This is a genomic window from uncultured Senegalimassilia sp., from assembly GCF_934630535.1.
GTDB lineage: Bacteria > Actinomycetota > Coriobacteriia > Coriobacteriales > Eggerthellaceae > Senegalimassilia.
The window spans coordinates 91,608-104,862 of the sequence record NZ_CAKTVU010000006.1 but is presented as its reverse complement, the minus strand read 5'-3'; the positions used below and the strand labels follow the sequence as shown (position 1 = coordinate 104,862).

General features: G+C 58.2%; 8 protein-coding genes. 1 reads left to right on the top strand and 7 read right to left on the bottom strand.

Annotation, left to right across the window (positions count from 1 at the left end; all coding sequences use genetic code 11):
* Positions 1–421 precede the first annotated feature (421 nt).
* A complete protein-coding gene (gene tyrS, locus Q0D52_RS05485; RefSeq protein ID WP_294380727.1) occupies positions 422–1,633 on the bottom strand; it encodes a tyrosine--tRNA ligase in 1,212 nt (403 codons plus the stop codon).
* A gap of 48 nt (positions 1,634–1,681) precedes the next feature.
* Positions 1,682–4,198 (bottom strand): U32 family peptidase, encoded by a 2,517-nt coding sequence (locus Q0D52_RS05480; RefSeq protein ID WP_294380726.1) that lies wholly within the window; start codon positions 4,196–4,198, stop codon positions 1,682–1,684.
* Between the two features lie 142 nt (positions 4,199–4,340).
* Here Q0D52_RS05480 and Q0D52_RS05475 point away from each other — a divergent pair, with 142 nt between their 5' ends.
* Complete coding sequence (locus Q0D52_RS05475) at positions 4,341–6,542, top strand: penicillin-binding protein (protein ID WP_294380724.1); 2,202 nt, start codon at positions 4,341–4,343, stop codon at positions 6,540–6,542.
* 167 nt (positions 6,543–6,709) lie between these two features.
* Here Q0D52_RS05475 and Q0D52_RS05470 read toward each other — a convergent pair whose 3' ends face one another.
* The 5 genes from Q0D52_RS05470 to Q0D52_RS05450 form a co-directional block, all read right to left on the bottom strand.
* Positions 6,710–7,219, bottom strand: coding sequence for a hypothetical protein (locus tag Q0D52_RS05470; RefSeq protein ID WP_294380722.1), 510 nt, complete (start codon positions 7,217–7,219; stop codon positions 6,710–6,712).
* 35 nt (positions 7,220–7,254) lie between these two features.
* Positions 7,255–9,405: a transglycosylase domain-containing protein gene (locus tag Q0D52_RS05465; RefSeq protein WP_294380720.1), complete on the bottom strand. Its 2,151-nt coding sequence runs from the start codon at positions 9,403–9,405 to the stop codon at positions 7,255–7,257.
* 271 nt (positions 9,406–9,676) lie between these two features.
* Positions 9,677–11,065 carry an argininosuccinate lyase gene (gene argH, locus Q0D52_RS05460; protein WP_294361504.1) on the bottom strand — a complete coding sequence of 463 codons (1,389 nt, stop codon included), beginning with the start codon at positions 11,063–11,065 and terminating at the stop codon, positions 9,677–9,679.
* A gap of 3 nt (positions 11,066–11,068) precedes the next feature.
* Positions 11,069–12,403, bottom strand: a complete 1,335-nt coding sequence (locus Q0D52_RS05455) for an argininosuccinate synthase (RefSeq protein WP_294380718.1) — start codon at positions 12,401–12,403, stop codon at positions 11,069–11,071.
* A 259-nt stretch (positions 12,404–12,662) separates the two neighbouring features.
* A complete protein-coding gene (locus Q0D52_RS05450) occupies positions 12,663–13,091 on the bottom strand; it encodes an arginine repressor (protein WP_042436819.1) in 429 nt (142 codons plus the stop codon).
* Positions 13,092–13,255: the final 164 nt, after the last annotated feature.

Genomic DNA, 13,255 nt, shown 5'->3' with positions numbered 1-13,255 from the left:
AGCGCTTTCGTGCTTGGCGCAAGATTGAATAATACGCTCCTCCCCGGGCCGTGTCCAGAACTATTTCGCATCGGGCGTTATCTTCACATTCTGAACACATATGGGGTTTGGGAAGGGGCTTGGGGGCGCGTTGCGGCCCCTTGGGGCTATAAGGGGATTCGGGCGCTTTGCGCCCTTCCCTGCATATTGACGGGGAGCGCCCCGAGGCGGGGTGCGCCGCTCGGCATAGCGGCAATCTCAACTACCGAGGGCAGAGCGCTGGGCGACGCGGGGCGAATCCAGGCGGGTGCCGTTTATATTCGCCAGAATAATGAGGCCAACACATCGTGGGCGTCTCATCCCTATACGCAAACGGAGAGGGCCGATCTTCGACCCCCTCCGTTCGATTCGCTATATATACTTACAACTTCTAGCGTTGCAGCTAGACCAGGCGCAGGAACTTCTTCTTGCCGACCTGGATCTGCGCGCCTTCGAGGCGAGCGGGCTCCAGGTTATAAGACTTGGGCTCGAGCGCCTCGCCGTTAACCTTGACGCCGCCGCCGTCGATGAGGCGTCGTGCGTCGGATACGCTTTGCGCCGCACCGGCGTTCACCAGCAGCTTGGCAAAGTACACGGTGCCATCCTCGCCCGGGGTGAGATCCGCCTGGAAGGTGGGTGCATCCTCCGGGAAACCGTGGTCCTTGAACTTCAGGTCGAAGTCGGCTTCCGCCTGCTCGGCCGCAGCCTCATCGTGATAGGCGGCGACGATGTTGCGGGCCAGCGCACGCTTAACCTTGTTGGGATGCAGCTTGTCTGCCTTCAGGTCGGCCTCGAGCTGATCGATTTCGGCGACGGGCAGCGTGGATGCCAGGCGATAGTACTTGATCATGAGCTCATCGGGGATGGACATGACCTTGCCGAACATATCGTTAGCGTCATCGGTGAGGCCCACGTAGTTGCCGTAGCTTTTCGACATCTTGCGCACGCCGTCGGTGCCCTCGAGCAGCGGCATGGTAAGCGCGATCTGCGGCTCCATGTCCATCTTCTCCATGAGGTCGCGGCCGGCCAGAAGGTTGAACAGCTGGTCGGTGCCGCCCATTTCGACGTCCGCCTTCACCATGACCGAGTCATATGCCTGCATGATGGGATACAGGAACTCATGCATGGCGATGGGCGTTTGGGACTGGTAGCGCTTCGTGAAGTCATCGCGCTCGAGGATGCGGGCGACGGTGAACTTGCTCATAAGACCGAGGAGGTCCTTGAGATTCAGCGACAGAATCCAATCGGCGTTGTAGACGATCTTCGTTCTCTCGGGGTCCAGGATCTTCATAGCCTGGGCGACGTAGGTTTCGGCGTTGGCCTGCACCTGCTCCTGGGAGAGCTGCGGGCGGGTGGTGTTCTTGCCCGAAGGGTCGCCGATGAGCGCCGTGCCATTGCCGATGATGAGCGTGACGTTGTGGCCCAGGTCCTGGAACTGACGCATCTTGCGTAGCGGAACCGCATGGCCCAGATGCAGATCGGGACTGGTGGGGTCGACGCCGAGCTTGATGTTGAGCGGCTTACCGCGCTTGAGCTTCTCGAGCAGGCCGCTTTCGGGCACGATTTGCGCAGCGCCCGATGCGATGATATGCAGTTGTTCTTCTGCGGACAGCATGATCTCCTCTTTCTAAACGCGTATCTTCGGGATTCTAGCACATGCGGCTTATTGCACGCCGCGGAACAGGTGTCCGCTGGTGCAGCCGGGTTCTTTCGGCAGCGCCGCGCCCTGCGCGTGCGCCACGTTGCGGGCGCGCACGACGCGCTGAACCGCTTGCGTGGTTTCTTGCACGTTCATGAGCGTGCTGTCCACCAGAAGCCAGGTGATGCCAGCCTGAACGATATCGGGGACGGCATGCGCGACATCAAGCTGCACGCTGTTGTAAAGATGGCTGCGACCGAGCTGATCAGATACCACCGGGAAGTCGTAACCCTTGCGATCCTTCAGGAAATGCGGGCTTTTGCGGCGCACACACGTTGCGCACTCCTGAGCGCAGGGGCCCTGGCTCATGAGCATGCAATGCTCCGTGGTCATGAGCTCCTGACGTCCGATGACGGTAAGGCCGAGCTCGACGGGGCTTTCCTTCGCCAAATCGGAGATTTGGGCCAGGTTGAGCTCGGGAGAGAGCCAGACTCGCTTCGCGCCAAGACGCGCCGCGGTTTGCAGGGCGAGCGCATTGGTGATGGGCAGGTGCGGACCCACCTCTACGCAGGCGCCCATATCGTGAGCACGGACGAGCTGCCCAAGGCTTTCGGCCATGACCGGCTGATCAGCGTGAACGCTGCGCCAGGCGTCGAAGCCGCATGCATGCTCGCGCGTGAGCTCGCAATCATCATGGTCGGCGACAGGCAGCACGACGGTGCATGCCTTCGGATAGCTTGCCTGCTCGGCGGTTTCCGAGAGCTGGCCGGCGATGGTGGCCTGGCCATGCGCCAGGTTGACCGCCGGAACGTACACCTCATCGGCGCCGGCGCGCTTTGCCGCACGAGCGCAGGCCGGATTGGTGGCCAACACCGCGATATGGACGCCGCCGGCGTGTGCCGGAAGCATACGGTCCCCCGCCTCCACGCGCGGCAGCGGGCGCTGGGAAGCGCCCTCAAGCAAAGCTTGCTCAAGGGAGTCGAGCGCCTCTGCGCGCACATGATGCAGCTGCGAGAAGCCGATTCCCACGCCCTCGTCCATGTCGATATTGAGGTTCACCAGGGAAAATGGAGTCTGCCCCAACCTGTCGATATGAGCACGGACGTCATCTTCGCTAACCGCCTTGGTGCGTGCGAGCCCGATCTGCTGGCCCTCGGCAGCCCCAACGGGCAGCGCGTCCTCGGCAAAGCGCTTGCGGGCGGCGCGCAGAGCGCGCGGGTCGGCGGGGTTGTCAGCCAGGCAAAACTCGATGCGAAGCGGCTGCCCGATGCGCAGACGCGCGCGACCCTGCACCTGGATGCGCGGCAGGCGGTCGTCATCGACGAACGCCGCCTCGGCACTGCGCACACGGAACACGCGATCGCCCTTCCCCACCGCACGCTCCGGCGCAAGCAGCAGATTGCCGTTGCGATCGGTATCCACCTGGGAAACGGTGTAGGCGAAATGGCCTTTGTTCGTCCAAAACTCGAGCACGTCGCCCGCAACGATGGGGCGCTCGCATGCCACGGCGGCCTTTCCGTTCTTGACAGACGCCACACGTCCGACGAACACGCCGCGGTTGTTCGGACGGCCGTAGCTCATGATCTCGTTTCCGCGTTTGCCCTCCAGGTATGCGGTAGTGAAGCCACGGGAGAACGCCTCGGCAAGCTGGGCGTGCTCCTGCTCCGTTCCTCCCGGAGCGGCCCAATCCTGCGCACCGCTTTCGCGCGCGGCGTCGCGCGCCACGAGAACGCGGTCGAGCGCGGCGCGATAAGCGCTGGTTACAGCATAGACATATTCGGGCGACTTCATGCGGCCTTCGATTTTCAGGGACGCCACACCGGCGCGTACCAAATCAGGAAGCAGGTCGATGCTGCACAGATCCTGCGGAGACAGCAGGTGGTCGCCCGGTGCCGGGAGCGGCTTGCTCTTCGCCACGTTATGCAATGCGTACGGCAGGCGGCACGCTTGCGCGCACAAGCCGCGATTGGCCGAGCGCCCGCCGATGAGCGAGGATATGAAGCACTGGCCCGAATAGCACACACACAACGCACCGTGGGCGAACGTCTCGATTTCCAGGCCCAGCTCATCGCCGACCTTCGCCAAATGCTCGATCTCGGGCAGCGACAGCTCGCGCGCGAGCGTCACGCGCGCTGCCCCGAGCTGGACAGCGGCTTGCATACCCGCCTCGTTGTGCGTGTTCATTTGCGTGGAGATATGCAAGCGCGCCTGCGGCAACGTTCGCGAAAGCTCGGAGGCGATGCCGATATCTTGCACGATGAACGCATCGGCGCCGGCGCGATATGCCTGGCGCGCCGTTTCCATGGCGCTGTCGACCTCGCCGGGCAGAATGGCCGTGTTGAGCGTAACGTAGACGTTCACGCCGCGCAGATGCGCGAAAGCGCAAGCATCGGCGAACGTGTCGATGGTGAAATTGTCGGCGCCACGTCGCGCGTTGAACGATTGAAGGCCCAGGTAAACCGCGTCGGCGCCACCACGCACAGCGGCATGGAAGGCAGCGATGCCGCCAGCCGGCGCCAAAAGCTCCACTTCTTGATCCATATATCCAACCCCCATTGAGTAGAGAAGACAGCTGCAAGTTCCACGCGGCAAAAGCCGCCTTGTTAATTCCAGTTGCAACAGCATAAGAAAAAAGCCACGGTAGTATAATCGAACAATGAAACTCAGACGAAAACAGCGCGAAATGCGCACCCATGCCGCCGCCTGGCTTTTGCTGGTTATCGTTGTATGCCTGTGCTTCACGGGCTACTGGGGCGTCAAGGGCGCCTTGCGGGTAATGGACGGTTGGTGCGACGACCTTCCGCCCATCGAGGACACCGACTTCACCAACCACGCACGGGAATCGGTGATGTATGCCGCCGACGGCTCCACGGTGCTGGCGGAATTCCAGCTGGAAAAGCGCGATCCTGTTGAATCAGACCAGGTCAGCAACCTAGTGAAACAAGCCACAGTGGACACCGAGGACGTGCGTTTCTACCAACATGGAGGAGTTGACCTCCCGGGCATTGCGCGCGCATTCGTCAACAACCTTGCCGGAGGCAGCCTGGAAGGCGCATCCACCATCACGCAGCAGCTTGTGCGCAATACGGTGCTCACCCAAGAGGCAAACGAAATATCGATCGAACGCAAGGTGCGCGAAGCGCAGCTGGCCATGGATCTTGAGAAGCAGTACAGCAAAGACGAGCTGCTTATGATGTACCTGAATACCGTGAACTACGGCGATGGCTGCTACGGCATACAGGCGGCTGCGCAAAACTATTTCCAAACCGATGCTGCCGATTTGAGCCTCACGCAAGCGGCCACCTTGGCCGGCATTCCGCAGTCGCCGACGTTCCTGAACCCGAAAATGTATCCCGACGCAGCCCTGGAGCGCCGCAACCTTGTTCTCGAGCGAATGCTGTCCGCCGGCGACATAACCCAGGAGCAGTGCGAGGCCGCGCAAGCTGAGCCGTTGAACCTTGACCCCGCTCCGGAGGTTCCAGAGGACGGCATTTACGCATACCCGTATTTCACCAGCTACGTGCGCAACCTTCTTATGGAAGAGAACAACCCCTTCGGATGCTCGTATGCCAGCCTGTTCGAAGGCGGGCTGACCATCCGAACCACCTTAAACCCCTCCTTGCAAGACAACGCGGAGGCGGCATGTGCCGCGCAGCGAGCCCGCATGAGCGGAGACCTTGACGCATCTCTTGTTGCCATCGACCCCGCAACGGGCTATGTCGAAGCCATGGTCGGGGGCGGCGACTATGACGTCAGCCAGGTGAACATCGCCACGGGAACGGGCGGCGGAGGCCGTCAAGCGGGGTCGACGTTCAAGGCGTTCACGCTTGCCGCAGCTATAGAGAAGGGAATCTCGCCTCAAACGCGCATCGACTGCTCCTCCCCTATGACCAAGGAGATCGACGGCAGGGAGCAGACGTTCGAGAATTTCGACAACATCGATTACAGGGTGCGCACCATCCAAAGCGCCACCGCTGTTTCGGCGAATACGGGATACCTGCGCCTATCCGAGGAAATCGGGCAAGCGGCGACAACGGAGATGGCCGAACGTCTGGGCGTCGAATCGCCGATGAGCACGGTGTACACCACGACGCTAGGCGTTGCCAGCGTCACGCCGCTCGATATGGCCAGCGCCTACGCAACGCTTGCAAGCGGCGGGACCAAGCGCAACCCGGTTGTGATCACTGAGATCGAGGACAAAGACGGCAACATCATCTACGAGGCCGCCGACACCTCGAAACGCGTGATAAGCGAAGAAGTTGCCGGAGCAACCACCAACGTGCTTCGACAGGTCTTCGAAGCATCTGACGGCACGGCGCAAAACGCGAAACTTGACAATGGCCAGCCTGTCGCAGGTAAAACGGGAACTTCGACCGATTTCGCCGATCATTGGCTGGTTGGATACACTCCGTCGCTTTCCGTGGCCACCTGGATCGGCAATCCCGCCGGTAGCATAGCTACCGACACGCAGCTGAACTGCAACGCCTTGTGGAAGGACTTCATGGATCGCGCGTGCGCAGGCAAGGCAGTCGAGCAATTCCCCGAAACCAAAGCCCCTAGCTACAACAATGCCTTCAACGAAAAGCAGAAGGCGGCTCTTGGCGCCGAAGAAGAGAAATCAACCGACAAGCAAACGCCTACGGCGATAACCTCAGGCTCGCAAACCGCAACCACATCACAAGCTGGCGGCACCGCAAGCGCGAAAACGCCGCCAGATGCTACGGGCAAAACGCTTGCAGAGGCAAAAGAGCTGCTGAAAGACTGGAAGGCCGGCTCGGTGACGGAATACTCGAGCACCATACCGAAAGACAGCGTGATCAGACAATACATTGCCAGCGATGGCATGGTGGTGGTCGTGCTGTCTACCGGGCCGAAAACCAACTAGCAAGTCGATTCGATGTTCTTGGCGCAAGGTTCGGAGCGGACTGCCGATGCCACAACCGCCAAACCAAAACCAGCCCCGCGATACCATCTCGCGGGGCTGGTTTTGGTTTTCACGTAATTCGCCACACGCCTTTGCGACCGGGCAAAGGCTCTTTCCCTGAGAAGACCTTACTGCGGCAAATCGGCAGCGATCTTATCGCCCTCTTGCAGCTTCTCGATGCCGCTGTTGTAAGCGGACTGGATATCGGCAAGACGCTGGTCGTATGTAGACCAATCGAAGGGCTGAGCATCCGTCGCGCTGTCGATTTCCGTATACAGCTGGATGTAGTCGTTCAAGGCGTTTTCCAACTGCTGGCTGCCATCGACGTAGCACTGCTTCACATCTTTGAGGGCATCGGGCGCTTCCTGACCCTCGAATTCATCAAGGGCTTTGAAGGCATTATCCGCCTGCGTGCGCATCGTGACCACATCGCCGCGAGATACGGCATCCGAAAAACCATCCAAACGGGTATGCAGCGTTTCCATGGTTTGATTGACTTGCGTCATATAGGCGCGGTTATCCGACTGCGCCTGCGAAGCCGTCGAGGTTTGCTGCTGAGAGGTGCAGCCCCCCAACACGGCAACGCTCAACGCCGCTGCGCAAACCGTTGCCGTCAGTTTTACCATCGTATGAGCCATTTTCGGTCCTGTTCTACCTGTTGCTAAACCATATATTACTGGGTTGTCGCGCCACCACCGGCAGCCGATCCTCCGGAAACCGCGCCCCCTCCGCTCGCGGAGCCACCACCGGTAGCACCACCAGTTGCCGATCCGGTGCCACCGCCAGTCGTCGTGTCGCCGCCGGTTCCGGCGCCGCCACTTGACTCCGCACCGCTTGAAGCGTTTCCACCTGTGTTGCCAGTGCCGGCACCATAGGAGTTGCCGTTGCTGTTCACGGTGCCGTACTGGCTATTGCTCGAGCCAGTGGAGCTGCCGTTCTGGTTGCTCGTCGAGCTTCCAGAGGAATTCGTGCTGTTCGAAGACGAGCTGGAGGACGTTGTCCCAACATGGTATGTGGCATTCGAAAACGCCTTGTACGTGGGGTTCGCCGCCTGAGGGAACGTTTCCGTTGATTTCCCGTACAGCACCGCCGTCATGAACTTCTTGAACACGTCTGCCGCGCTGACGTCGGTGGGTATGGTTTCCTGATTCGACGGGTCGCCGAACCAGATGGCGACGGACAGCTGCGGCGTGATTCCGCAGAATGTGATGTCATGATACTCGCTGGAGGTGCCCGTCTTCGCCGCCACCTCTTGGCCGTTATCGAGCTTAGCCAGCGTACCGGTACCTTCGGAGGTGTTCACGACGCCCTTCATAACCTCGGTTGCCGCATGGGCGACTTCTGCGGAAATGACCTGCGTTCCCGAAGGATGGCTGTTGTCCACGATAAGGTTGTTGTTCTTGTCGTAAATCTTGAGGATGGGCTGCGCATCATATTTCGTGCCGCCATTGGCGATGCAGGCATACGCATCCGCCATGTCGAGCATGGTGACGTTGGACTGGCCGAGCGTCAGCGACGGGTTCGCGTTGAGCGTGGAGGTGATCCCCATCTTTTTCGCCGCATCAATGACCTTTTGGGTTCCCAAAGCCATTTGCAGACGCACAAAACCGGTGTTGGACGACACGGCGAAGGCACGCGCGATGCTGCGGGTTCCATAGTTGATGTTATTGATGTTCTGCAACGGATTGGAGCTATCGTATCCGGTGTCAGGAATCACCGACGGCGACGAACAATCCACCATGGTTTGCGGATCGATGCCCTCTTCCAACGCCGCGATCAACGTGAACGTCTTGAAGGACGAACCGCAAGGACGACCGCCGTTGGTTCCTTCGCCGGTTGCCAAGTTGGTCTTTTGCGTATCCCAATCCTTACCGCCGACCAATGCGCGGATGAAACCCGTGGAAGGATCGATTGCCACAAGCGAACCGCTGATCGCATCGCTCAGGCCCTCTTCCTTCGCGCGGATGGCTTCTTCTGCAGCCTCTTGGGTATCGACGTCAAGCGTGGTGACGACGGTCAATCCGCCCTTGAACACATCGAGCTGGGAATACTCGTCAGACAGCACGTTTTTGACGTAGCTCGTGAAGTAAGGGTACTTCTCGATGCCATCCATAGAAGGAACGGAAGGATTGAGCACAAGCTCCTGGGCTTTTGCGGAATCATGCTCTTCCTGGGTGATGTAGCCGTTCGTCAGCATGCGATCGAGAACCAGATTTCGACGCGCATAGCAATTATCCGGATAATCGATAGGGTTGTTATACGTAGGCGATTGAGGGATGCCGACGAGCGTTGCCGCTTCCACCAGCGTCAAATCAGCTGCGTCTTTGGAGAAATATCGCTGCGATGCCGCCTGGATCCCGTATGCGCCAGAACCGTAATTGACGGTGTTCAGGTACATGAGCAGGATATCGTTTTTCGAGTACATCTCCTCGATTTTGACGGACAGGTACATCTCGCGGACCTTGCGCTTGAGCGAAATGTCGTTCATCTCGTCAGCAAGCACCGTATTGCGTACGAACTGCTGAGTAATGGTCGAGGCGCCCTCGCGGCCCGATCCGGTAAGCGTGACCAATGCAGCTCGGGCAATGCCGACCAGGTCGAAGCCGCCATGATCGTAGAATCGCTCATCCTCCGTTGCCACCGTGCCCTGCATCACATACTTGCTGATGCCGCTTAGCTCTACCGGCTCGCGGTTCTCAACCTGGAAGCGCGCAAGCTGCGTTGTTTCGTCGGATGCGAGCACCGTAGTCGGCGCAGACGAATTCAGCTCGGATACCTCCGAGACATCATAGGTTTTCAGGTCGCCGATCCAGGAATTACCCAAAACGACGATTCCTATGCAACCGGCCACGCAAATTGCCGCAATAATGCTGAGAAATGCTAGCAGGCCGACAAAGGGATGCTTTTTCTTAATGCTGGGCCTGTTTTTTATCGATCGAGAAGCCACGAACCACCTCCAAGAAACTTCGGTAATTGTACCATCGGCGGAAATGGGGTTTCCAAAGCACACAAGTTCGTAGCAAAAAAGTCAAGGGCGGTCAGGGAATCGACCGCCCATCCCCTGACCGCCCTTTTTACTTTTTGAAACGCAACGCCTATAGCGAAGATTCATCCGCGGTAAGTGCCGCTTTAGCCTTCTCCATCTGCTGCGCAACGACCGCCTGGCCCGTTCCCCCCTCCGTGGTTCTGGCCGCCACAATACTGGAGAGATCGAGCGCCTTGACGATATCCTCTTCAAACAGCGGGCTTGCCGCCTTGAAATCATCGAACGACAGGTCATCGAGATTGCAACCGCGCTGCTCGCACAGCAGCACCAAATGACCTACCACCTCGTGCGCGCGACGGAACGGAAGCCCCTTCTTCGCCAGATAGTCGGCCACATCCGTTGCCGCCAAATGACCGAGTTTCGCCTGCTTGAGCATGTTCTCCGGCTTTATGCGCATGGTTTCTATCATGCCAGCGGCGCATTGCAGGCAATCTTCCAGCGTTTTCGCCGAATCGATTGCCCCATATTTATCTTCCTGAAGGTCCTTGTTGTAAGCAAGGGGCAGCGCCTTCATGGTTACCAGCAGGGAAACCAGATTGCCGATCACTCGACCGGTTTTGCCGCGGATCAGCTCGGCGAAATCGGGGTTTTTCTTTTGAGGCATGATGGATGAACCCGTGGAAAACGAATCGGACAATTCGACAAAGCCGAATTCCGACGAAGACCACAGCACCAGCTCCTCACACAAGCGCGACAAGTGCATACAGGAGACGGCGCAAGCGTAATCCAAGTCAAGAAGGAAATCGCGATCCGACACGGCATCAAGCGAATTCGGGATAACCGAAGCGAACCCCAATTCCCTTGCCGTCATCTGCCGATCAAGCGGATACGTTGTTCCAGCCAACGCAGCTGCACCCAGCGGACAGGCATCCGCTGCATCTCGTGCAGCCTGCAGCCGCCGATAATCGCGCGCAAGCATCCATACATATGCCAACATATGATGCGAGAACAGAACCGGTTGCGCATGCTGCATGTGGGTATAACCAGGCAGAATGACATCGAAGTTCGCCTCGGCCTGACCTATGAGCGCATACCGCAACGCAACGTTGGCGCGCATTAAATCAGTTGCACGCTGCTTGGCGTACAGGCGCGTATCCGTCGCAACCTGATCGTTGCGGCTACGACCCGTATGCAAGCGCGCTCCCGCATCGCCGATGTCGGCGGTTAGCGCCTTTTCCACCGACATATGGATGTCCTCGTCGTTGATGTCGAAGGAGAAATCACCCGACTCGATATCGGCTTTTACGCGATCAAGCCCTGCTACGATCTGCTGAGCATCCTCTTCGGAGATCACGCCGACCTTCGCCAGCATATTCGCATGAGCCTTCGACCCTGCGATATCCTGCGCATACAGGGCCTTATCTACAGGCAGCGAAGCGCCGAAGCGTTGCGTGAACTCGCTAACGTTTTCCGTGAACCTGCCCGACCAGAGAGCCATAGGTTACTCCGTTTCCTTGTGCGTTTCAGCAGCGGGTTCTTGACGGGTCAACGGCGTGACCGCCTCATAACGCCCGAGCTTGAGCGGGCCCTTTTCATTTTGGGCATCGAACAGCTCGGCCGGAGCCCCTTCCTGGCGACGATTAACCGCCCAGGTTTTCGTGGACAACGTCTGAATCTCGATGAAGCCCTTCGCCGCGTCTCGATTGAAGGTGTCTCCCTTGTCATACGTTGCCAGGCCCTGATCGTAGAGCGAGTATGCGGACTTGCGGCCGACGACCGTGCACGAGCCCTTGAAGAATTTCAAGCGGATGGTGCCGTACAGGCAGCGCTGCGTAGAAGCCATGAACGCATCGATGGCCTCTTTAAGCGGAGAGAACCATTGGCCGTTGTAGACGCAATTAGCCCAGGTCTGCTCAAGCGCAAGCTTGTGATGCAGCACCTCACGCTCCAGCACCAGGTCCTCAAGCGCCTTATGCGCTTCGATCAACGCCATTCCCGCAGGCGCTTCATAGCACTCACGGCTTTTAACTCCCACCAAGCGGTTCTCGATCATATCGATACGACCGTAACCATGCTTGCCTGCGATTTCGTTGAGCTCGTAAATGATTCCCAGATAGCTCTTCTGATTGCCGTTGATTGCATATGGCACTCCGCGAGCGAAGGTGAGCTCAACATATTCGGGCTGATCAGGCGCCTGCATGGGGTCGACGGTCATGGTGTAGATGTCCGCAGGCGGTTCGATCCAGGGATCTTCCAGAACGCCGCACTCGATTGCGCGACCCCACAGGTTGTCATCGATGGAGTACGGGGAATCCTTCGTAGCCCCGACCTCTACGCCGTGAGCCTGAGCCCATTCGATCTCATCGGGACGGGTAAGCAGATTCCACTCGCGAACCGGGGCCAATATCTTCAGCGACGGATCGAGCATGGTGATGCTAGACTCGAAGCGCACCTGATCATTGCCTTTGCCCGTGCATCCGTGGGCAATATACTTCGCACCGAACTTATGCGCAGCATCCACAAGGTGCTTCGAGATCAGAGGGCGGGAAAGCGCCGACACCAGCGGATACTTGTTCTCGTACATGGCATTTGCCGCAAGCGCCTTTGTGAGGTAATCCTGCGCGAACATCTGGCGCATATCCACCACGATGCACTCAAGGGCACCGACGCGCAATGCCTTTTCCTTGACCTTCTCAAGGCCATCGTGCTCTTGACCCACATCACCGACTACGGCGATAACGTCGAGATTCATTTCATCCTGCAACCATTTTATGCAGCAAGATGTATCAAGACCACCGGAATATGCGAGTACGACTTTGTCTTTCTGTTCTGCCATGATAATCGGCCCTTTCGTCTGCGATTTGTTTTGCAACAAGGTGAGCTGGGTCCACGAGTGCCACAAGATACAGGTATGCCCCGTACTGCCTGGTTACATGATAGTTTCCCTAGTGAAATTTCTTGAAACTACAGTAATCCCTTAGGAATTATACGTTTGCATTGCACTGACGTTTGAGCGCAAGGCAAGGATGTAACAACTTGTAAATACAGCGTGGAATATGCAAAGATAACCGTCTTTGCAACGGAAAATCAGACGATTATCGTCGTCGCAGACGGTCGATGGCTCGCTCGACCTCCACCGCAGCCTCGGGGCTTTCTGCTGCGATCATAATGGTGTTATCGCCGGCAACAGTGCCGAGCGCTCCACGAAGACTGGCCTTGTCAAGGGCTGCAGAGACGCCGGCTGCACCGCCGGAGAACGTCTTCACGACAACCAGATTACCAGCGACGTGCACCTCTTCAACTAATTCGGAAACCATGCGCTGAAGACGCATTTCCTCGGGGAGGACATAGTAACCCTCGCGAGATTTTACGAGACCCATGTCCATGATATCGCGGGAAATGGTTGCTTGAGTGCATTCGTAACCGGCAGACTGCAGCTGATTTGCAAGATCACGCTGCGTCTTGACATTACGATCGCGAATAATGTCGCGAATCACGTCATGTCTTTGTTGCCGTTTCCTCATGCCCCGTTGCTTCCCGCCCCAGATGGGGCATTGTACCCGGTTTCCTCCAATGATTCTTGATGCATATGCAAAATAGTGTAACTGCCATCAAGAATATGCAATTCATGATACCGCAAGATTTAGCGATCAGCGAGATGAAATTTAAATTTGCGGAGAATATGCCG

Bases quoted from the DNA above. Each gene is read 5' to 3' on its own strand.
- tyrS (WP_294380727.1), bottom strand. From the start codon at position 1,633: ATGCTGTCCGCAGAAGAACAACTGCATATCATCGCATCGGGCGCTGCG.
- Q0D52_RS05480 (WP_294380726.1), bottom strand. From the start codon at position 4,198: ATGGATCAAGAAGTGGAGCTTTTGGCGCCGGCTGGCGGCATCGCTGCC.
- Q0D52_RS05475 (WP_294380724.1), top strand. From the start codon at position 4,341: ATGCGCACCCATGCCGCCGCCTGGCTTTTGCTGGTTATCGTTGTATGC.
- Q0D52_RS05470 (WP_294380722.1), bottom strand. From the start codon at position 7,219: ATGGCTCATACGATGGTAAAACTGACGGCAACGGTTTGCGCAGCGGCG.
- argH (WP_294361504.1), bottom strand. From the start codon at position 11,065: ATGGCTCTCTGGTCGGGCAGGTTCACGGAAAACGTTAGCGAGTTCACG.
- Q0D52_RS05455 (WP_294380718.1), bottom strand. From the start codon at position 12,403: ATGGCAGAACAGAAAGACAAAGTCGTACTCGCATATTCCGGTGGTCTT.
- Q0D52_RS05450 (WP_042436819.1), bottom strand. From the start codon at position 13,091: ATGAGGAAACGGCAACAAAGACATGACGTGATTCGCGACATTATTCGC.